19 protein-coding genes are annotated in these 21,064 nt (G+C 37.2%); all 19 read left to right on the plus strand.

Features of this window, described 5'->3' with window-relative positions:
• The 19 genes from KKI44_RS19815 (at position 1) to KKI44_RS19905 (ending at position 21,029) form a co-directional block, all read left to right on the plus strand.
• On the plus strand, positions 1-921 hold the full coding sequence (locus KKI44_RS19815) for an efflux RND transporter periplasmic adaptor subunit (RefSeq protein ID WP_157761370.1): 921 nt from the start codon (positions 1-3) through the stop codon (positions 919-921).
• Positions 918-4,031: an efflux RND transporter permease subunit gene (locus tag KKI44_RS19820; RefSeq protein ID WP_027374784.1), complete on the plus strand. Its 3,114-nt coding sequence runs from the start codon at positions 918-920 to the stop codon at positions 4,029-4,031. Before KKI44_RS19815 ends, KKI44_RS19820 begins: the two co-directional genes overlap by 4 nt.
• Positions 4,032-4,034: 3 nt before the next feature.
• Positions 4,035-4,733 carry a phosphatase PAP2 family protein gene (locus KKI44_RS19825; RefSeq protein WP_042723208.1) on the plus strand — a complete coding sequence of 233 codons (699 nt, stop codon included), beginning with the start codon at positions 4,035-4,037 and terminating at the stop codon, positions 4,731-4,733.
• 16 nt (positions 4,734-4,749) lie between these two features.
• Positions 4,750-5,322 (plus strand): phosphatase PAP2 family protein, encoded by a 573-nt coding sequence (locus KKI44_RS19830; RefSeq protein ID WP_034722844.1) that lies wholly within the window; start codon positions 4,750-4,752, stop codon positions 5,320-5,322.
• Positions 5,323-5,325: 3 nt separating this feature from the next.
• Positions 5,326-5,742 (plus strand): EamA family transporter, encoded by a 417-nt coding sequence (locus KKI44_RS19835; RefSeq protein WP_027374786.1) that lies wholly within the window; start codon positions 5,326-5,328, stop codon positions 5,740-5,742.
• Positions 5,743-6,243: 501 nt separating this feature from the next.
• Complete coding sequence (locus tag KKI44_RS19840; protein ID WP_027374787.1) at positions 6,244-7,821, plus strand: recombinase family protein; 1,578 nt, start codon at positions 6,244-6,246, stop codon at positions 7,819-7,821.
• A 564-nt stretch (positions 7,822-8,385) separates the two neighbouring features.
• Positions 8,386-9,636 carry a site-specific integrase gene (locus KKI44_RS19845; protein ID WP_034871438.1) on the plus strand — a complete coding sequence of 417 codons (1,251 nt, stop codon included), beginning with the start codon at positions 8,386-8,388 and terminating at the stop codon, positions 9,634-9,636.
• A gap of 546 nt (positions 9,637-10,182) precedes the next feature.
• Positions 10,183-10,575, plus strand: a complete 393-nt coding sequence (locus KKI44_RS19850; protein WP_034871542.1) for a single-stranded DNA-binding protein — start codon at positions 10,183-10,185, stop codon at positions 10,573-10,575.
• 43 nt (positions 10,576-10,618) lie between these two features.
• Entirely contained in the window at positions 10,619-11,692 is a 1,074-nt protein-coding gene (locus KKI44_RS19855) for a DUF932 domain-containing protein (RefSeq protein ID WP_034871437.1), read from the plus strand.
• 103 nt (positions 11,693-11,795) lie between these two features.
• The gene (locus KKI44_RS22765; RefSeq protein ID WP_228445516.1) at positions 11,796-12,128 is read left to right on the plus strand and encodes a hypothetical protein; all 333 of its coding nucleotides are present in this window, start codon (positions 11,796-11,798) and stop codon (positions 12,126-12,128) included.
• A gap of 19 nt (positions 12,129-12,147) precedes the next feature.
• The gene (locus tag KKI44_RS19865; protein ID WP_034871436.1) at positions 12,148-12,663 is read left to right on the plus strand and encodes a hypothetical protein; all 516 of its coding nucleotides are present in this window, start codon (positions 12,148-12,150) and stop codon (positions 12,661-12,663) included.
• Positions 12,647-13,096, plus strand: coding sequence for a hypothetical protein (locus KKI44_RS19870; protein ID WP_034871435.1), 450 nt, complete (start codon positions 12,647-12,649; stop codon positions 13,094-13,096). Before KKI44_RS19865 ends, KKI44_RS19870 begins: the two co-directional genes overlap by 17 nt.
• Positions 13,097-13,293: 197 nt before the next feature.
• A complete protein-coding gene (locus tag KKI44_RS19875; protein WP_059344610.1) occupies positions 13,294-13,905 on the plus strand; it encodes a PRTRC system protein E in 612 nt (203 codons plus the stop codon).
• An 18-nt stretch (positions 13,906-13,923) separates the two neighbouring features.
• Positions 13,924-14,142: a PRTRC system protein C gene (locus tag KKI44_RS19880; protein ID WP_019976352.1), complete on the plus strand. Its 219-nt coding sequence runs from the start codon at positions 13,924-13,926 to the stop codon at positions 14,140-14,142.
• A gap of 17 nt (positions 14,143-14,159) precedes the next feature.
• Positions 14,160-15,314, plus strand: coding sequence for a hypothetical protein (locus KKI44_RS19885; protein WP_214588861.1), 1,155 nt, complete (start codon positions 14,160-14,162; stop codon positions 15,312-15,314).
• Between the two features lie 10 nt (positions 15,315-15,324).
• Positions 15,325-16,050: a PRTRC system protein B gene (locus tag KKI44_RS19890; RefSeq protein WP_034871431.1), complete on the plus strand. Its 726-nt coding sequence runs from the start codon at positions 15,325-15,327 to the stop codon at positions 16,048-16,050.
• The gene (locus tag KKI44_RS19895; RefSeq protein WP_034871430.1) at positions 16,050-16,859 is read left to right on the plus strand and encodes a PRTRC system ThiF family protein; all 810 of its coding nucleotides are present in this window, start codon (positions 16,050-16,052) and stop codon (positions 16,857-16,859) included. The genes KKI44_RS19890 and KKI44_RS19895 overlap by 1 nt, the downstream gene beginning before the upstream one ends.
• A 421-nt stretch (positions 16,860-17,280) precedes the next feature.
• Positions 17,281-19,209, plus strand: coding sequence for an ATP-dependent nuclease (locus tag KKI44_RS19900; RefSeq protein WP_059344612.1), 1,929 nt, complete (start codon positions 17,281-17,283; stop codon positions 19,207-19,209).
• Positions 19,209-21,029 carry a UvrD-helicase domain-containing protein gene (locus tag KKI44_RS19905; protein ID WP_070562257.1) on the plus strand — a complete coding sequence of 607 codons (1,821 nt, stop codon included), beginning with the start codon at positions 19,209-19,211 and terminating at the stop codon, positions 21,027-21,029. Before KKI44_RS19900 ends, KKI44_RS19905 begins: the two co-directional genes overlap by 1 nt.
• Positions 21,030-21,064 lie beyond the last annotated feature (35 nt).

A 21,064-nucleotide genomic window follows, 5' to 3' on the forward strand; every position in this document is an offset into this window, starting at 1 on the left:
ATGAAATATACCACTCTAATCCTATTGTTCTCAGGATTAATTATTACATCCTGTCATCATACAGCGGAGCAAAATCCAGCCGACATAAAACCCGTTGCTACAGTAGATTATACAACAATAGCTACCAGACCGATGGAAGAACAGACAAAACTCACCGCTACATCAGTTTACTTAAAACGCAGTCAGGTTATTGCGCCTATTGCGGGATTTATTACACACGTGTATACCAAATATGGAGATGCTGTCCAAAAAGGACAGGTACTCTTTGAAATAGAAACCAAAGAAAGGTCTGCCATTGGTAATGATGGTTTGAGTGGTGATAATATGTTAAACAATTTTGGAAAAATAAGCATCAAAGCGCCCACTTCAGGTATGGTTACTATAATAGACCGTCAACAAATCGGGGAATATGTGATGGAAGGAAATCCTTTATGCACAATTGTACAGAATAATGATCTTGCCTTTCAACTCAATATGCCTTATGAGTTTCATAATTCCGCAGAAAGAAACAGGAACTGTTTGCTGGTTTTACCCGATGGTTCTAAGTTAAATGCCACTATTGTAAAGCCGCTTACTACGCTAAATGCAATTGATCAAACACAGGCATACTTGCTAAAACCCTCAAAAAACATATTCCTGCCCGAAGGATTGGTCGCTTCTGTATTGCTTACTACCAACAGCAGACAGCACGCACAGGTGTTACCAAAAACAGCCGTTTTAAGCGATGCTTTACTGCAACACTTTTGGGTGATGAAACTGGCAAACGATACTACAGCCATAAAATTACCGGTTATGATCGGAATGAGAAACAAAGATAATGTAGAAATTATTTCACCTGCTTTTTCTTCAACTGATAGGATACTGACCGAAGGAAACTACGGATTGTCGGATACGGCTTTAGTCAAAATAAAAAAACGATGAACAATATGGAGTATCAGAACTATTTCCGCCAGTTTTCAAAACCCATCATTTTTATCGCGTTGATATTGTTGGTTGCTGGTGTTTATTCTTATACAAAGATGCAAACAGCGCTTTTCCCGGAAGTTACCTTCCCCAAGATCAACCTGATTGTAGATAACGGGCAGCAGCCTATTGACAGGATGATGATAACCGTAACCAAACCTATAGAAAGTGCGGTAAAAAGGGTAAAGGGAGTAACGACTGTGAAAAGCAGTACCAGCAGAGGGAGTTCTGTAATTGAGGTTTATTTCAACTGGGATGTGGATATCTATGCCGCCAAGACACAGATAGAAAGCCGTATCAACGAAATCAAAGCTATGCTTCCGCCGGGTGTTGTTATTTCTGCCGAAGCAATGAACCAATCGCTTTTTCCTGTATATGGCTATACCCTTGAAAGTAAGAGTACTGATCTGGTTACGTTGAAAGACTATGCTAACTTGCATGTACGGCCGCTATTTTCACAAGTACCTGGTATTTCAAACGCCATTGTTAGAGGAGGCAAAGTGAAAGAATATGTGGTAAAGCCAGATGCAGTTAAAATGTCTTCCTTGGGTATTACCCCCAGTACTTTAATTACGGTATTCAACAATACAAATTTTATAGAATCGAACGGCAACCTCTCTGATTTTAGAAGATTGTATCTCAGCCTTACCGAAACACGTGTCAATGATATCGAAGCGTTGGAGAACGTCATCGTCAGGTCCGACAGCAACAGGATTATCAAGCTGAAAGACATTGCTGCAATTGAATTGCAACAACAGCAAGAGTTTGTGATTGTCAATGCGAATGGAAACGATGCTGTATTAATAGACCTTGTAAAACAGCAAGGCATCAACCTGCTGGACTTTTCAAAAAATGTGCAAGCTAAAGCGGATGAAATCAGAAAAATATTACCTCCGGGTGTGGAACTGAAAACCTATTACGATCAGTCTGCTTTTGTGGGAGATAGTATACACAGCGTGGTAAAGACGATATACGAAGGTTTACTCCTTGCTATTTTAGTAATGATTGTATTCCTTCGTTCCTGGCGTGCAAGCTTGGTGGTGTTGCTTACCATCCCAGTTACGATAGCTACATCGCTGCTGTTTTTATACTCATCGGGACTTACCATCAATGTAATGTCGCTTGGAGGAATCGCCGCTGCCATTGGTCTAATTATAGACGATGCGATTGTTATCATTGAACAGATTTACCGCACCCACGAAGAACATCCCGAGAAAGATAATTACAGCATTGTAAAACAAGCCATCAAAGATCTGTTTCCGGCGATGGTGGGTTCTTCCTTATCAACCATTGTTATTTTTATTCCGTTCCGGATGATGAGCGGTTTGGCAGGCAGTTTCTTCAAAGAGTTATCAGATACAATGCAGATTGTATTGGTTTGCTCCTTCCTTGTTACCTGGTTTGTGTTGCCAGTATTGCACCTGGCTATTGGGTTTAAACATTCTTCAAAAACGCAACACCCGCATAGTGTCAATACCCATCAATTAAAATGGCTGACCAATTTATTTCATCGCCCCGTTTATGCTATTGTTTTTGTGCTTGTATTGGCTGGCGGTGCGTGGCTGGTTTCAGGCAAACTGGAAACAGGATTTCTTCCCGACCTGGATGAAGGTACCATTGTGATGGATTATTACTCACCAAGTGGTACCAGCCTTGAAGAAACCGACCGTATGCTGCGTGAAGTAGAGCAACTACTTATTCATCACCCAGAAATAGAAACCTACAGCCGAAGAACAGGGATGCGAATGGCATTCAGAACCGTTCCACAAAATTTCGGCGATTATTCTATTCAGCTAAAACCCAATCATCAGCATACAACGGTGGATGTGATTGATGACCTAAGAAAGAAAATCGAAGCCACGCAACCTTCATTGCACGTATCGTTCGGGCAAAGAATTTCTGATTTACTAGGTGACCTGATGAGTACGCCAAGCCCTGTAGAAATTAAAATCTTTGGTGATGACCAGAAGAAGCTGGAACAATTAGCCGCTCAGGCAGGAAATATCCTTACTCATATCAATGGCATTGCAGATATAGAGAATGGTCTGGTACAGGCAGGCCCCTCAATGGTATTTACTCCCAATGTGGAAAAGCTGGCACAGTTTAATATATCACTTACCGATTTTCAAACGCAGCTTACGGCATATACGGGTGGGGTTCCGTTAGGGATTAATGCCAATGGGCCAACGCTAAACCCTGCTCAGCTGGCGATGGCAGGTGACGTACAGTCCGGCAGTATTCAGGATGGAGAACAAATGCGGAGAATATTGATGCGGTTTACTGATTTTAAGGACAACAGCCTGGAAAAGATAAAAAATGACCTGATATTTCTTCCCGATGGTACGACTAAACCATTATCATTTTTCTGTGAAGTACGAATGATTGATGGTGAAACTGAACTGCGCCGGGAAAACCTGAAATCCAATGTAGTACTCACCGCAAGATTGAACAACAGGGATCTTGGTAGTACCATTCAAGAAATACAGCAAACATTTGCAAAAGAACTATCGTTGCCCCAAGGATATACCATAGAGTATGGAGGAGCTTATTCAGAACAGCAGTCTTCTTTCAAAGAATTACTGTTAATCCTGATTACAGCATCTTTATTGGTCTTTGCCGTATTGCTGTTTTTGTTCCGTCACTGGCTCATTTCATTATCGATTCTACTGGTTTCTGTATTAGGAATTTCAGGCTGCCTGATGGCGTTGTATGTTACGGGTATCCCTTTGAATGTGGGAAGTTATACTGGCATTATTATGATTGTAGGCATCATTGCAGAGAATGCCATTTTCACGGTAAACCAGTTTTTCGCCAACTTAAAATCGGGTGCCAGTGTTGACCAGTCCATTCAATATGCGATTGCTTTACGCATCCGACCAAAACTAATGACGGCTATCGGTGCCATCCTGGCATTAATGCCGCTCGCTTTAGGAATTGGTCTTGGAGCTCAGATGCAACAGCCATTGGCAATCGCCGTAATTGGTGGTTTTGTGGCAGGAATCCCTTTATTGCTTTTTGTTTTCCCAAGTTTTATCAGATTAATATACAGAACAAATAAAAGAGACTGATTTATGAAAAATATTTTGTCAAGATTATGTTTTACATTGATATGCTCCATTTTATTTACAGCAAATGTAGATGCCCAGAAAATGGATAGTATTTACTCGTACAAACCACTTCGCTTTCAACCTAAACAACTTATCATTCCATCAGGACTTATCCTAACAGGGATAGCATTTAATGGCAGCGGTCGCGAATCTGTAAAAAATGAATTTGTTGAAGAACGAAATGAAGCTATACCAAAATTCAGAACAAGATTGGATGACTACCTTCAATTTTCACCCATAGCACTAACTTATGGATTTGAAGCCATCGGAATGAAACCCAAAACAGATATTGCTAATCGCTCGGTCATTTTACTAAAAAGCGAACTGATTATGTTTGCATCGGTTGAACTTCTGAAAAACACAACAAAAACCTTAAGACCCGATGGAAGTGCTTACAATTCTTTTCCTTCCGGTCATACTGCCCAGGCATTTGCAGCTGCAACTTTATTATCTGAAGAATATGGTTATCGGTATAAATGGGTACCCTATGTTTCATACGGTTTAGCATCAGGAGTTGGTGCATTAAGAATGGCAAATAACAAGCATTACATAAGTGATGTATTGGTTGCGGCAGGTATTGGCATTCTTTCTACTAAAATAGCCTATTGGACACATCGGTACAAGTGGGGCAAACCTAAAAGAGTTTCTGATTATAAAGACTAACTAAAATATAAAGAGAATGATTGATTGGATATTAGAAAAAGATAAACAAATATTACTGTGGATCAACGGTCATCACACAGATTTTATGGATCAGATAATGTGGTTTGCCAGCGAAAAGTTGAGCTGGATTCCGTTTTATCTTGCTATTTTAATTATATTGATTTTAAAATATAAAAAGCAAAGCTGGTGGATTATTTTCCTTATTCTCCCATTAATTACGTTAAGCGACCAATTGGCAGCATCTATTATTCGTCCACTATTTGAACGCTTAAGACCCAGTCATACAGAAGGATTGCAAAATCTTTTGCATTACGTTAATGGTTATACAGGAGGGCAATATGGTTTTGTATCTGCTCACACATTAAATGTTTTTTCGCTTGCGACTTACCTTAGCAAAGCGACTTATAAAAATATAAGTTGGATGCCTTATATATTATTTCCGTGGGCATTTTTTGTTTCCTATAGCAGAATATATCTTGGAGTCCATTATCCCACAGATGTTGTTGTGCCCATAATGCTTGGGCTCTTGAATGGAACATTATTCTTTTGGATATATAGAAGCTTTAAACCGACCTTTTTAAAAAATTAAATTATGTGGTGGATATATGCATTGCTTTCTGCCTTGTTTGCATCGCTTACAGCAATATTTGCAAAAATCGGTATTACAGGTGTTAACTCTAACCTTGCGACTGCTATCCGAACTGTTATTATATTAATTGTTGCGTGGGGAATAGTTTTAGCCAGAGGCGAAACAAGAGGAATTACAACATTATCAAAACAGAACTTGATTTTCCTCGTGATATCTGGTATTGCGACAGGACTTTCCTGGATATTCTATTTTAAAGCGTTACAAATAGGCAAAGTGTCGCAAGTTGCACCAGTGGATAAACTTAGTGTATCACTAACCATAGTGTTATCGGTATTATTCCTAGGCGAAACATTGACCTTAAAAACGGCAATCGGGGCTTTATTAATTATTGGTGGAACTGTATTATTGATTTTGGAGTGAGCAATGTTTGATAACGTAATAAAATGAAAATATTTAATGATTAAATTTAGTGCTAAAAGAACTTGAGCGGTTAGCCCGTTATCATCGGTAAAAAGTTTGGTTTCATAGCTGTGTTTTATGCACATTGGAAGAAATGAAGAACTCCTCTTGTAGCACCCTCCAGTTGAGTATACCTGTCAACATTATTGATTCCAATGCGAATCGCAATTTTAGACATGGTTAATAGTATTTATAACTTAAAACATAACTGTTGATCAAATCATTTAGCTGTTACTTTGTCCTGTCATCCATTCTAATGTTTATGTAAATAAAGCTTGTCAGTATAGGTCAGATATGAGTCTTTTTCTCCATCGTTAGTCATACTATTCCGGTAAAACAGAATATAACCGAAGCATAAAATTTTTGTTAAAATATGTACATAAACTAGTCAAATAAATTCTTCTGTTTTTCGTTTAAATTATATAGGAACTTTAACTAAAGGACTTTAATTAATACTACGCCATGCAAGCCGTTTATCTGTACATACGAGTCAGTACTGATGAACAGGCTGTAAAAGGATATTCCCAACGCAGCCAGTTGGATCGACTTGTGCATTATTGTAAAGATCACAATCTCATTATTGCCAAAACTATTTTCGAAGACTATTCTGCAAAAACATTTAACCGACCGGAGTGGAACAAGTTGTTCGCTGAACTTAAGCTCACTAAGAACCAATCTTCACTTATTCTCTTTACTTATTGGGATCGATTCAGCCGCAATATTATGGACGCTTATAAGATGTTAGAAAGATTGCAGAATATGAAAGTCTCAATTCAGGCAATTGAACAGCAGATAGACTTCTCAATCCCGGAAAGTAAAATTATGTTGGCAATGTATTGGGCTACTTCTGAAGTAGAAAACGATAAAAGAAGCCGTAATGTACGTTTGGGAATGCAAAAAGCAAGACTGGAAGGAAGATGGATCAATAAGGCTCCTATAGGATATAGAAATAAAATCACATCTGATGGGAAAAAATATATAGCCCTCTACGAACCGGAAGCATATATTATCCGTGAGGCTTTTACAGCTATAGTGAGACAAAATAAATATTGTTTAACTGAAATATACAAGGATGCGGTATCAAATGGGCTTAGTTGTAGTAGAAGTGCTTTTTATCGGTTGGTAAGAAATCCTATTTATTGTGGTAAAATAAAAATTCCGGCATTCGAAGATAAATCTGAAAGAATTGTTGAGGGTACTCATGAGCGTCTTATACCTGTCGTTTTATTTGATCATGTTCAAAGAATAATAAAAGACGCAGATTTAAACCATCCTAAGAAACTAACTTCAAAAAGGATAGTCAATGAAAATTTAATTTTTAGAGGTGTCCTACAATGTCCTAATTGTGGAAATACGCTTAGAGGAAGTGGCTCGCAGGGACATACTAAAAAATATTATTATTACCATTGTATGGGACGTTGTTCATACCGGGTAAGAGCTGACGTTATCAATTTGAGTTTTCTTTCATTCCTTAAGAATAATAGAGTGGTAGAACCATTTTTAGAACTTACCAATAGTATCTCAAAGGAAATTTACGGTGAAGAACATCATGATTATATTCAGAAAAAAGAGGAGATAAAGAAAGAAATGGAAAAATTGATTGATAGGGGATTCAATGCACAAAAGCTATTTTCAAATGGGAATATTGACTATGATGATTATATACTAATAAGAAGTCGTTGTCAGGAATCTTTAAAAGATAATACTGATAAATTGAGACAGCAGGCTTTAAAAATAGTGGCTGAAAAACATACAGAAAAGGGAACTGATTACATAATTAACCACTTAGGGGAGTTTTATGAAAATTCAGATACTATAACCAAACAGAGAATTATCAGGTTGTTTTTTCCGGATAAAGTAAAAGTAATAGAAGGGAATATTGAAAAAATGCTATCAGAAAGTGTTCAGACTATATTTGGATTAACTGCTTCAGCTTCGAAAATAAAAGAAATCCACGGTCAGCAGACAGAGCAAGCAATAGTTGAATTTTTTAAAGAATTATATTTTTTAGGGTATGAACAAAACTTAAAAAATATCTAAAAATTGATTGATTAGTTTTTGATTTTTCAGAGTAAAGCTGATATTTTAAATTATATTTATATAAAGTGCTGGAAAACAGGTTTTTGTGGAACTTTTGAAGTGTTCGGAATCCTGTACAGATAACTTTGTGGGCTTGACTTTTCGAACCTTTTGTACCACAGAAACAAAATTATTTTAATATATAGTTGATTTTCAGTTATTTAATATTTTTGAAAAGGTTCGAATCCTGTCAGGTTCGTAGCAACGATATGGAGCTTTAATCGAAAAATCGTCTAAAAAAGATAAAATATTTGTTTTTTCAATAAAAAAGATTAGTAAAAAGCAAAAGTAAGCAAAACGATTAAAACCTTTGCTATACAATGTTTTATAAAATAGTAGTCGTAGTTTGGAACTCTGTGTCTGATAAGTTTTGGGCTTAAAATGACAAGGTTAGGTTACTAATTCGTTACCGATTGATAAAGGTAATGATATATATTAACTTGTTATATTTCAGTCTTTTGCACCTCTTTTTACATTTCCTTGTAACTCAATGAAAGTTAATTTTAAACATTAAACATTTGAGTTATGGAGCAGACAAAAAAATCGACGTTCAAACTGCTTTTCTATTTGAAAAAGAACGAACTGAAAAAGAATGGTAACGCACCAATTATGGCACGTATTACCATTGACGGAACACCGAAAACTTTGGGGACAAAGTTAGAAATAAACCCTAATAATTGGAATTTAAAACACGGAAGAGTTGAGGGTAAAAGTGCCGTTGCATTGAATATTAACCAGAAACTGGATAACATACGTGGTCGTATCGACAAGATATACGAAGACATGCAGAAACATGAAGGTTTTGCCACCGCACAGAAAGTAAAGCTTTCTTTTCTTGGTGTCGGTGTGATGGATGATGCAATACTAAAAGTATTCAACGATCAAAACGAAGATTTTAAAAGATTGGTCGAAAAAGAAGAACGTTCACAAAGCACTTACAACAAGTATATCACGGTTTACAACCATCTTACCAATTTTATTAAAGAACGTTATCATCGTGATGATATGGCATTCCGGGAATTGACTGCCGAGTTTATCAGGGAATTTGATTTTTATCTCCGATACGATTTACAGTCTTCTCACAATACAGTTTGGGTTTACACGATGCCGGTGTTAAGTCTCGCTGAATTGGCTATCAAAAAAGGCTTGATACGTGATAATCCCTTTCAGGATTATGAGATAAATATGCAGGAAACCGACAGAGGTTACATTTTGAAAGAAGATGTTGAGAAGCTGATGAAATGCGTACCGTCACACCCAAGATATGAGCTTGTAAAAGATCTCTTTATCTTTAGTTGTTTCACCGGACTTGCTTATGCAGACATTAAGAAATTAACTCGGAATAATATCCAATCATTCTTTGATGGTCATCAATGGATCATCAGCAGGAGAAAGAAATCGGATATTGCGTCCAATGTTAGGTTGATGGAAATCCCAAAACGTATCATTGAAAAATATCAAGGTACGACGAGGAACGAAATTATCTTCCCGGTTCCTACAAATGTAACCTGTAACAATCACGTCAGTAAATTGATTGAAACAGCGGAGATCATTACAGAACAGAAAGTAACCTTTCATACGGCAAGACACACTTTTGGTACGATGTTCTTAACCGAAGGCGTACCGCTTGAAAGCCTTAGTAAAATGATGGGACACAAAAACATTTCCACCACACAGATTTATGCTAAAATAACCAGCCAGAAAATCAGTAAGGATATGGATTTGGTGGCTCCGAAATTTCAAGAAATGGAAGAAGCATTTTTAGCAATCGTCTGATTAGATTATTACACTTCCTTTTAACAGAGCAGAACTTTATAGGTTCTGCTTTTTTTATGCCCGTACTTTTTTACAGCCAAAGCACATTTATCTCCCTGCGTTTTGTTTCCCTCTCTCATAAAAGAGCTTTTTAAGGCTGTTTTCTAAATAGAAAATTGAAAAACTAACTCCTTATCCATTCCCTTTCAGTTTCATTTTTCAAATCTCTCTTATAGGCTTTAATAGCCTGGTCAATTACAACAAAAATTTAGGACAGAATATTTCCATAATCAACCGGTAAAAAGGCAGCCAAAGTACGGCGGTCACCCCAAGCTCAATCCCAGCCAAAAGACTACGGCATAAACGGTTTCCTCCCTAAAGGTACCCTCCAATTATTCCGTTTCCTTTTGGCTTTTCCTCTTGACCGCCTTGATAGTCTGCTTTCTTTTTTCCGGTTTTTCTTTTGGAAAAAATTATGCGAAGCGAAGCGGAGCAAACCACAACAGGAAGCAGGAAACGAGAAAAGCGAACGTAACAAAATGTAAAACTTTTAAAACAGGAACGATTATGAACATCATCGGAAGACTGACAAGGGATGCGGAAGTACGCACAACGTCACAGGACAAACAAGTAGTAAACTTTTCAGTAGCGACCAACGAAAGCTACAAGAACAAACAGGGCGAACGCATTGAGCAAACAACCTACTTCGACTGTGCCTATTGGCTGTCTGCAAAGGTAGCATCACTACTGACCAAAGGCACTTTGGTAGAACTCACAGGCAGGGTAAGCACAAGAGCGTGGACAGGCAAAGACGGAGAGCCGAAAGCAGGTCTGAATTTCCATACCTCAAACATCAAGTTTCACGGAGGTATCAAAAGAACCGAAACCGCACAGGCTACTGCACAATCTGAAAACAACGGATTTACAGCACAGGGAACAGAGGACGACCTCCCATTTTAATCAAGAACATTCAATCATTTTTTAACATCAAAATTTTATCAAAATGGCACATAATATCAATTTCAACGAGCAAACAGGAAAGCACAGTTTCTTTTCAGTACAGCAAAAAGCGTGGCACGGTTTAGGGCAAATCGTGGAGCAATACCCAACGAGTGAGGAAGCTATCCGACACGCAGGGTTAGATTACGAAGTCATAAAATCCCCACTGTTTACCAAAGGTTCGGGTATTATCGAAACAGCCAACGGCATCGAGATAGGCAGTAGCGAATTGGAAGTACCTAACTATTTCGCCAACATACGCACTGATAACAATGCAGTTTTGGGCGTAGTCGGTAAGGATTACCACATTGTACAGAACCGTGAAGCCTTTAATTTCTTTGATGCCATTGTAGGTGGTGGCGAGGGTATTCTCTACGAAACCGCAGGAGCATTGGGTAACGGAGAACGCATTTTTATCACAGCCAAACTACCCGATTATATCCGAGTGGGCAATGGCGATGATGTTACGGAAAAGTACATTTTCCTAACCACTTCGCACGATGGTAGCGGAAGTATTACCGCAGCGTTTACACCTATCCGTATCGTGTGCCAAAACACCTTAAACGCTTCGTTACGCAATATGACCAATGTAGTCCGTATCAAACATACTTCGGGAGCAAAACAGCGTATTGAGAACGCTCACAAGATTATGGGACTTGCCAATACGTTGAGTAACCAATTAGAGAACATTTTCAACAATTGGACAAAGGTAAAAGTATCAGACCGAGAAGTAAGAAAGCTAATCCAATTGGCACTTTGCCCGAACAAGGAAACTTTAGAGCTAATCAACAAAGGTGCGGAAGATGAAATTTCCACCGTGTTCAAAAACGTGGTTGATAATGCTTTTACCTATGCGATGATAAGCGACACACAGCAAATGGACACGACCAAAGGTACATTGTTCGGGGCATATAATGCCGTAACAGGCTACTATCAGAACGTAAGAAATTACAAAGATGATGAAGCCAAGTTGCAGAGCATTGTATTAGGTGGAACGGCTCAACAGAAAACGCAGAAAGCATTTGAATTGTGTACCGCCTTTGCAACAGACGGTGCGGAAATCCTAAACCTTAATTAAATAACAACAGGCTACCGCCTTAATCGGTGGTAGCCTACTATAAACAACAGTTATGACAATAGAGATATATGAAGCAACGCTAAAGCACGACACAGGTACAACAATGCTAAGAGTAATATCACTAAGCGGAAAGCAGGGAGCAATACAGCAGATAACAACCGTAGAGGGTTGTCCCGAATGTGCCATTGTGGATATAGTAGAAATTTTTAACGATACAAGACAGCAGGATATGAAAGCAAAAACCATAGAGGAAGCAAAAGAATTGGCTAAAGGCAAGAGCCTTAAAAAAAAGCACAAGGACGAAACAGTACATATTATCTACTGCAATCGTACAGAGTATTTCTACATAGACACGGACGGTTTAATACGCCTTTGGGAGCAGTCATTCGGCTACTATGTGAATGGCGTTTATACCGCTGAAAAATCACATTCATAACCTTAAACAATAAACGATTATGACAAATTGGTGCAGTAATACGGTTGTTTTCGAGGGCAAACCCGAAGCAATCGAACAGATACAACAGCTATTCAAATCAATGGTTGAAAAGGAACAGAAAGAAGAATGCGGACAGTTACCCGAATTTGTTTCGGAGCATAACGGTGGTTATTTCTTTGAAATCTATCAAAACGATGATGTAACAGGCGTATTCCAATATGAAACAAAATGGTCGCCCAATATTGTAGAAGTACAAAAGATAGCAGAACACTATAACGTGAATTTCACACAGGACTATCTGGAATTGGGTAACTGTGTATGTGGCAGGGCAACATCTGCTGACAAGCTACTCACAGATGTTTTTTTGGAGTACGAAGATTTTGAACAGTTCGAGTTTGACGAAGAAACTGACACCTACCATTTTGAGGGCGAAGATTACGACAGCGAGTACGAAATTTTAGAAACCTTATTGGAACGTAAAATCGAAAATCAATTTACCAACACTAACATTCAGAACGATGAAATTATCAGATAAACCAACAGCATACGTACTGCTCAAAGCAGGAACCAACAGCGAATGGGACAATTGCAATTTTGCCATTGTCCACATTACCGAAGATTGGAAAAAGGAGCAGCAAAAAAGGCTTGAAATGGTTAAGCCGTTTGAAGAAGATTACTTTTTACAATCACTGAACTATTACGATACGGCAGTAGATTTTTATACCGCTGACGAAGACGATAACCCCGATTTATACAAATGGCTTGAAAATAAGCCTATGGCATACGTGGATATTGACAAAGAAGAACTCCAAACATTATCCGTACCCGAAAATCGCTTGGACTGTTACAGGCTTGTACTATATAAGACAGGAACAGCAATGTATAAAGCCTACGGAAAGCACACGAGCGAAGAATTTTGGTCAGAGGAATTTCCATTATCACAATTAATTACAGAGGTATGTATATAACCGATTTGAACGGTTGTGAAATTGAAATAACCGACTTAAAAGAAGCTATCAAAATAGCCAAAAGAAATACAGGGTACAGCCACGAGGACAAAAGTTTCTCGGAGTTTGACAAACGACAAAAAGCCTATTGGGTGGACATACACGAGAAACTCACAGCAATCAAAAAACGAATAGTTAACAATTAAAATTTCAGAACGATGAATACCAATTTTTTCAATCAGATACAAGCTTTGGACTTTACAGGGGTACTGCAACTCAACATTTCCAAAGGAGCAGAAAACAACCTTATCGTATCGGTATTGCTCAACAACGAACAATGTGGAGATAGTGCCAAAAATCTAATTCCCCCCTTAACGTTTAACGCCACTCCGCAGGAATTTGACGAGGGATTTTTTGAGCAGATAAAAGCACCTGTTAAAACCGTTTCGGGCGTAATGGTGGATATGGAAAAATTCTTAAAACAAATGGAGGAAGTCAAAAAGCAATCGGCAATGGAAAAAGAAAAGACCGAGAAAGCCAAAAAGGAAAAAGAAGCCAAAGACAAAAAATTTAAAGACGGAATGGCAAAGGCTGACGAACTCGAAAAAGAGGGCAAATTCCGTGAAGCGTGGATGAAAGTTCCCGAGATAACCGAATTTCCCGAAAAAGCGGACGAGATACGCAAACGCAAAACATCATTGTCAGACAAATTCGCCACACCGAGCCTTTTTGGAACAATTGAGGAAACAGCACCCGAACTGCCACAAGCAGAAGAAGTTATATCCGACTATCCCATTGATGAAACGGACGAAGAAGAAACAGAGTATTAACCATTAAAAACGAGCATTATGTTATTAGCAACGCAATTGGAAAGAGTTTTTATACTCAAAGATAAAGGACAGGACATCAGACTGACCGACCCCGAACCACGTTGGAGCGTGGAAGCGGTAATGAATTTTTACGCCAATATGTACCCCATACTGACTACCGCAAAAGCATCTGCACCGCAGATAAAGGACGATGCAGTCGAGTACAGATTTGAGAGCGTAATGGGAACGAAAGGGTAAACCAAAATTTTAAAGCGATGAACTATGCACAGACATATCCTATCGGGAACGATTACAATACCCGAACAGCAACGACAAAGACAATTGCACCGCCAGTTAAACGAGTTCGCCAATTGGATGCAAAAGCCAAAGGATGCAAACGAAGTACGGAAAGACAAACGCAAATCAGTACCAACAGCGATGTTGCCAATGGTTTTCTAAAATGTTCGTTTCTGCCTAAACTGAAAGAAACGAAAACCGTACAGGCTTGCAGTAAATCAGACAAAACGGAAAGGGATTTTTTTCAGTCCCTTTCCAAATTGGCAGAACATTACAATATTGAACCTGCACAGACCAAACAATTTGACTATCCCTATAATATGGCATTGGCTATGACTGATGTAGAGGAAAAGTTAAAGAGCAAGGTTTTGGATTGGGAAGAAATCCGTTTGGTACAGGACAGTAAGAAAACCTATTTCGTAAGTGAAGAACGCTACAATACAGGAGCAACACTTTTTTACATTCCTGTTTCGTCATTGTACCGCCTTTTGCACGATAAAAAGAGAAAATCCAACGCACATTTATTATTGTCTGTTTGTGCTTATCTGTATCATATAGCCGACATTCCGTATTACAGGCAGGAAGCAAGCTATCTCTATTGGATGTACGAAATGATGAACGATTGGGTTGAACAGGACGATTATACCGAAGAAACCGAAGTTTATTTATCAGAAATCAAACAAGCCGAATTTATCGGTGATTTTATTGAACAACGGATTTATAACCGTATCAATCTGACCGTATTTGAACAGCGTATTGAAAAGTTCAAAGTAAGAAATGTTTTTGACAAGGAATGTTTAACCGTAGCAAAAGAAGCCTTTTCCCTGTATAAAACCTATCCGAATGAAAATGTACTCCGCAATGCCAAACCCAATGGAGAAGCATCTGGAGACGATATGGAAAATGTTATCGGAATGGAAAAGTACATTTCATTTTACGCAGACCATAAAGGTTGGCTGAATGAAACCTTGATAGAATCCGTAAACACCGATATACAGGAATACGGACAAATGGAAGAACCCATTATACTAAAACAGTTTGACGGCAGGGATATAACCGCCAACAATCTTTGTTTTGAAAAGAGGTTATTTCAATTATTACACAACCTAAGCGATATTTTACACCAATGTTAAACACAAGAATATGGAAACGATTAACGATATAACACAGGACTTCGGGACATTATACCACCCCAAATCGGCTTTGGTATTCTACGAAACCAAAGAACGGACAACCGATGTGTATGTAGAGCATTTTGATATGGATAAAAACGGAAATCCAATCAATGCCCACCCATTGACCGTGAGAGAAGCAAATATATTGGCAAAGTCACTTCGCACCGAAAAAGACAAGGACAAAGCCTTTTTAAAACCAAACGGAATTTTACCGACAAACATTTTGCACCTTAATCCGAGTGCAGAAAAAGCCACGGTAATCTGGTACACCAAAGCACAGCAAAGAAAGTTGTTTTTTGTGGACGGTCTGAAAATTCCCAATGGTAAAGCCTTTGTACCGCCAATGCTTTGGAAAGCAAGCAAAAACAGTCTTGCCGTTTATTCCCTTTCGAGTGACAGAAGACCGAACGATAAGACTAAACTGCATTACGCTCCGTTTTTCAATATTTACGAAGATGGTAAAGTTTGTATGGGTACAGTAAGCGTTGATATTAAAAAATCGGCTTCGGTGGAAGAATTTATACAGGCTTGGGAACACTACTTTTTCAATAGTTATTTCAGCCACTTATTGGGCAAACACAATCCCATAAAAGGCGATTGCGTAAAAGTTTGGAAAGACCTTATCAATACAGATAAACCCTTTCCGAAAGAAGTATTGAAACCGTATAACAAAACCCTTAAAAATCTATTGTAATGGAAACAGTAAAAACAGCCGTTCATTTTACGGACAACTATTTGATAAGCCCTACTAACCCGATTGAAGTCAATTTGATTGGTGCAGGTGGCACAGGTTCAAAGGTGCTGACCGCCTTAATGGAAATGAACCACAGTTTAACAGAATTGGGACACGCAGGATTGCATGTTCGTTTGTGGGATGATGATATTATCACGGAAGCCAATTTAGGCAGACAGCGATTTGCACCGAGTGAAACAGGCTTGTACAAATCGGTAGCACTCATAAACCGTGTTAATCGGTTTATGGGAACAAATTGGAAAGCAGAAACCCAAAAGTTTGAACGCAATTCTTTAGGAGGACTGCCCGAAAATGCGAAAGCTACGATTTATATTACTTGTGTGGATAATGTAAAGACAAGGTTTGATATTGCAGAAATGCTCAAAGCAATGAGTAAACAACGCAGAGCCAACCGTGATGAACCAAAATATTGGTTGGATTTTGGAAACAGCCAACATACAGGGCAAGTGTTACTATCTACCATCGGAAGTATCAAACAACCCGACTCTGAAAAGTATGAAACGGTGGCAAGCCTGCCAATGGTTACAGATGAATTTGGAGAACTGCTAAACCAGTCCGAACAAACGGACGATACGCCAAGTTGCAGTTTGGCAGAAGCTTTAGAAAAACAGGATTTGTATATCAATGCAACATTGGCTCAAATGGGTTGTTCGCTGTTGTGGAATATGTTTCGCTACGGAATGACCGAAAACAGGGGATTTTTCATTAATCTGAAAAATTTCCACACCCAACCCCTGAAAGTCGCCTGACCCCAAAAGGTCGGGCGGCGAAAAGACGCATCCTTCCTTTGGTCGGAACCGCCTTTTCGCATTTAAAAAGGTGCAACCACTTTACTAAAATGCACCGCTATGCAGTTCCCTTTCTCTACATTTTACCAAACAGGTTGCGACATTCTTTTCATGGGATATTCATTATCCCATTTGTTGTTTTTGGAAATGACTTCTTTTCTTTTCACATCTGCGACCAAAGAAAAGAAGCAAAAGAACGTCGCTTGATTAGAAATAATACTTTGAAAGCAATTTATCATACAATACCATTTTTTTTATAAATTAGCCAAAGGCTTGAAGTATTGTTTGTTGCTCAACGAGATTGTAAAACTTATTTTCAATTTAATTGATTCTATACATACCATTATAGCTTTGTTTATTTATTTCTAACCAAGAAAAGCAAATGTATTTATCCTATATAAAAGTTGAGAATTACAAAGGAATCGAAGCAATTGAAACAGAATTTGACCCCAAATTAAATATAATTATTGGTGAAAATGGGTGTGGAAAATCAGCAATCATTGACGCTATACGTCTGTTATATAATATTGGAGAGCCTATCAGAGAGATTTCTGTTACATCTGATGACTTTCATCAAAAAACAGTAGAGAACGGAGGAATCAAAACTATTCAAAAGTCTTCACTCATTACTATAACATATGTTTTCAAAGGGCTATCTACAGCGCAAAAAGGAGCTTTTTATGAATATATGGTAATCGATCCTAATAAAATCGAAGAAGATTATGCTAAAATATCGATTTCTTACGAAGAGAAAGATGGGAAATATCCGAACTTCTCATATAATACAGGAAATATTGATGGGCAAAAAGCCGATTATAAAACATTTGAACTTTTTCAACATTACTATTTAGGGGCATTGAGAGATAGTACTAAAGATCTACTGAGCACTCGGAATAATATTCTTGGAAAAGTTATAAGACGATTTGTAAAGAGAGAAAAGTCTGAGTCTGAAATTGAACAAATTATTAAAGATGCTAATTCTCAATTGTTGAGCCGTGATGAGGTAAAAAATACCAGAGACGGGGTGAATACAAATCTCGAAAGTATTTTTAAGAAAGTTATTGATAATAAAATTGGGGTTAGAATTGAAGAAGCAAAAACAGAATATATTGTTAATGCTATTAAACCCTATCTTCCACATGATAGATCAACCCTAACGGATGAAGGATTTCATTTATGGCAAAATAGTTTAGGGTTAAACAATCTGATATACATAGCAGTAGTTCTTGGTGATATAAAAGAGCAAATTAAAGATAATGGTCTTCCTCATTTCGCCTTATTAATTGAAGAGCCTGAATCTCATCTGCATCCCCAATTGCAACTAAGCCTTTATAACTTTCTCAACAATGCAAATGCTACCGAAAATAGTCAGCTATTTATAACTACTCATTCACCGACTTTAACTTCAAAAGTCCCCCTAAAGAATCTTATCCTTTTGGATTGTGGCAAAGCGACAAAACTTGATAAACAATTTCAAAATAGAGAGTCTGAAAAATTAATCGAAGATACCACCAAAAATAAGGAATTGTTAGATCCTGATTTGGAAAATAGAATGAAGAAGCTTCAGAGATATATAGACGTGACCAAATCTCAACTTTTATTTGCAAAATCAATTTTGTTCATTGAAGGTATTTCAGAAGAACTATTGATTTCAGCGTTTACTCTTTTGGAGGACTATAAATTGGAGGATTACAGAACCGAAATTGTTAACGTAAAAGGAACATCTTTCTATCCATTCCTCTATCTTTTTAATCATTCAAATCTATTAGAGAGAATTAACAAACCTATTTCCATCATCACAGATGATGATAGATTTACAGATTCGAAAAAAACTGAATATAGTTTTGATAGTTTGATAAATGATACCACTATTCTCGATCTGTTAGATGATTCTATTCAAAAAGGTAATGCAGTATCGAGAATAAAAAACTTGAATTCTGTAAAGAATAATGCAGATAACATTCAAATCTTTGAGTCATTCAAAACATTAGAATACGAAATTGCATTGCATAACATAAATGATGATAGGAGAAATTTTAAAAGCAACTTTTTAGTACAATATTTAGACCTTGTAGAAAGTGCTAAAATCATTAAAATTGTTGCTTATATGGCGACATTTGCTACAGATTTAATGACAGATGAGCAAAGAAGGAAAGTTGCAATTCTCCTATGGAAAACTTTTCCCGCTAAAGCTGAATTTGCACAGGACTTCTCAATTCATTTGCTGGATAATTTGGAAGATGCAAAAGCATCATTTATGGTTCCAAAGTATATATTAAATGCATTAACTCATTTAAAAAACGGATTATAATGTATTTTGAAAATGAGGAAAGATTAGCTTATCTACAAGCTAGGGGGAAAGTTATTCTAAGTGCCTGCCCAGGTAGTGGAAAAACAACCACTATTGCGAAGAAGATTTTAAATTTAGAAACTTCAAAAGAAATCGGAGGTCATTCTGGTGTAGCTTGTTTATCGTTCACTAATTCTGCTAAAGACGAAATTAATGAAGCATATAGAAAGCTAAGCGGTAAATCACTTCAGTTTCCTAACCACGTATCAACCATTGATAGTTTTATAAATAAATTTATTACACTTCCTTTTTATAATTTGCTTAATCGTGATTTCAATAGACCAAAGATACTTGATCATACAAATATCTTAGATGACATGTGGAAAACGACCTACGTAAAAAATGGAAAGACACTAGATGGTTTGTTACGACCTTTGAATAACGCAGAATATAAAGCAAAAAATAATCGCAGTATTTTTCATTTATATCCTCCGAGCGAAATAAGAATTGAGCCTGATGGTACATTTTCAATAAATGGCAATCAACCATCTCTGGATAAAGTAGATAGAGAGAATTTTAATAAGTATTGTCAGCTAATAAAAAATAGACAATTTACAAAAGGTCTTATATCAACTGGAGACTCTGCATATATTGCACTACATTTATTAAGAAATAACCCCAAAATTTGCCAATGGCTTAGTCTAAGATTCCCTTTTGTTATAATTGATGAGGCTCAGGACAATTCTTTAATACAGCACGCCATATTTGAGGAATTGGTGAACCAAGGCCTGAAAAACATTGAATTAATTGGAGACCCTTATCAAAGCCTGTATGAATGGAGAGACGCAAAACCTGATGAATTCTTAAGAAAATATGAAAGCGATCAAACTTGGCAATCTTATGACTTGACCGACAATAGACGTTCGCCTCAAAGTATCATTGATGTTTTTTCTAAAGTTAGACGTTCAGACGACTTAGCAATTAATAGTGTTGACTGTGAGGAGCAAAATAACTCTGTTATAGTGTACAAATATTCAAGCAATAATCACCAATTAATAATTAAACATTATGACGATTATTGTTCAACAAAGAAACACCTTAATAGCTGTATTGTAGTTAGGGGAAATTCGTTAAAAGATTCGTTGCTGGGAAAAAAACTAGAACAAAGACCTTGGGGTACAGAACTACCTAAAGATATCATTTATGCTAAAAATCTCTACATCAGCGGTGATATTAAAAATGCAATAAAAGAAATACGAGCAATAAGTATTCAGCTCATTTATACTGATACATCTGATTATCATATACTAAAGGAAATTGAAAAAGAAAAGAGTGTTGATGCTCATTTTAATTCTTTAATGATTACCATCTTAAATGAATTACCTGATTTTAGCAAAACTGTACAAGACTGGACAACAGAAACTCAGCTTTTTCTAAAAAACAGATTGAAACTTAATTATGACGTTGACTTTAATTTACGAAATAGAAAATCAAAATACTTCGAAAAAACTACATTATTGGAAACCGTAAGCCAGCATTTCAAGAAGTCTTTTTCTGCTTTTAATATTCCCATTACAACAATACACCAAGTCAAAGGTCAAACCTTGGATTCAATTCTTGTTTTCTTCAATGAAAGAAAGCATAAGGATAACATCTTATTTGAAAACATATCAAACAGCGGAAATATTTTTCCTGATGAAACGAGGAGATTAATATATGTAGCCCTATCCAGACCAAAATATCTATTAGCAATGGCATTTCCGGATAGTATAAAAGATATTGATCTCAAAAAGAAATTTGGTGAAGCCATAAAGATAGTAACACAAGAAGAATTGATATAACTGCTGACGTTTCGAAAAGATTGTGAAAGGGATAG

The sequence above is a fragment of the Chryseobacterium sp. ZHDP1 genome (assembly GCF_018603435.1).
GTDB lineage: Bacteria > Bacteroidota > Bacteroidia > Flavobacteriales > Weeksellaceae > Chryseobacterium > Chryseobacterium indicum.

What these genes read in the sequence shown, in the direction of transcription:
- KKI44_RS19850 (WP_034871542.1), top strand. Translation starts at nt 10,183, where the DNA reads ATGAACATCATCGGAAGACTGACAAGGGATGCGGAAGTACGCACAACG.
- KKI44_RS19880 (WP_019976352.1), top strand. Translation starts at nt 13,924, where the DNA reads ATGTTATTAGCAACGCAATTGGAAAGAGTTTTTATACTCAAAGATAAA.
- KKI44_RS19905 (WP_070562257.1), top strand. Translation starts at nt 19,209, where the DNA reads ATGTATTTTGAAAATGAGGAAAGATTAGCTTATCTACAAGCTAGGGGG.
- KKI44_RS19825 (WP_042723208.1), top strand. Translation starts at nt 4,035, where the DNA reads ATGAAAAATATTTTGTCAAGATTATGTTTTACATTGATATGCTCCATT.
- KKI44_RS19855 (WP_034871437.1), top strand. Translation starts at nt 10,619, where the DNA reads ATGGCACATAATATCAATTTCAACGAGCAAACAGGAAAGCACAGTTTC.
- KKI44_RS19885 (WP_214588861.1), top strand. Translation starts at nt 14,160, where the DNA reads ATGAACTATGCACAGACATATCCTATCGGGAACGATTACAATACCCGA.
- KKI44_RS19900 (WP_059344612.1), top strand. Translation starts at nt 17,281, where the DNA reads ATGTATTTATCCTATATAAAAGTTGAGAATTACAAAGGAATCGAAGCA.
- KKI44_RS22765 (WP_228445516.1), top strand. Translation starts at nt 11,796, where the DNA reads ATGCTAAGAGTAATATCACTAAGCGGAAAGCAGGGAGCAATACAGCAG.
- KKI44_RS19895 (WP_034871430.1), top strand. Translation starts at nt 16,050, where the DNA reads ATGGAAACAGTAAAAACAGCCGTTCATTTTACGGACAACTATTTGATA.
- KKI44_RS19865 (WP_034871436.1), top strand. Translation starts at nt 12,148, where the DNA reads ATGACAAATTGGTGCAGTAATACGGTTGTTTTCGAGGGCAAACCCGAA.
- KKI44_RS19820 (WP_027374784.1), top strand. Translation starts at nt 918, where the DNA reads ATGAACAATATGGAGTATCAGAACTATTTCCGCCAGTTTTCAAAACCC.
- KKI44_RS19890 (WP_034871431.1), top strand. Translation starts at nt 15,325, where the DNA reads ATGGAAACGATTAACGATATAACACAGGACTTCGGGACATTATACCAC.
- KKI44_RS19835 (WP_027374786.1), top strand. Translation starts at nt 5,326, where the DNA reads ATGTGGTGGATATATGCATTGCTTTCTGCCTTGTTTGCATCGCTTACA.
- KKI44_RS19875 (WP_059344610.1), top strand. Translation starts at nt 13,294, where the DNA reads ATGAATACCAATTTTTTCAATCAGATACAAGCTTTGGACTTTACAGGG.
- KKI44_RS19815 (WP_157761370.1), top strand. Translation starts at nt 1, where the DNA reads ATGAAATATACCACTCTAATCCTATTGTTCTCAGGATTAATTATTACA.
- KKI44_RS19845 (WP_034871438.1), top strand. Translation starts at nt 8,386, where the DNA reads ATGGAGCAGACAAAAAAATCGACGTTCAAACTGCTTTTCTATTTGAAA.
- KKI44_RS19840 (WP_027374787.1), top strand. Translation starts at nt 6,244, where the DNA reads ATGCAAGCCGTTTATCTGTACATACGAGTCAGTACTGATGAACAGGCT.
- KKI44_RS19870 (WP_034871435.1), top strand. Translation starts at nt 12,647, where the DNA reads ATGAAATTATCAGATAAACCAACAGCATACGTACTGCTCAAAGCAGGA.
- KKI44_RS19830 (WP_034722844.1), top strand. Translation starts at nt 4,750, where the DNA reads ATGATTGATTGGATATTAGAAAAAGATAAACAAATATTACTGTGGATC.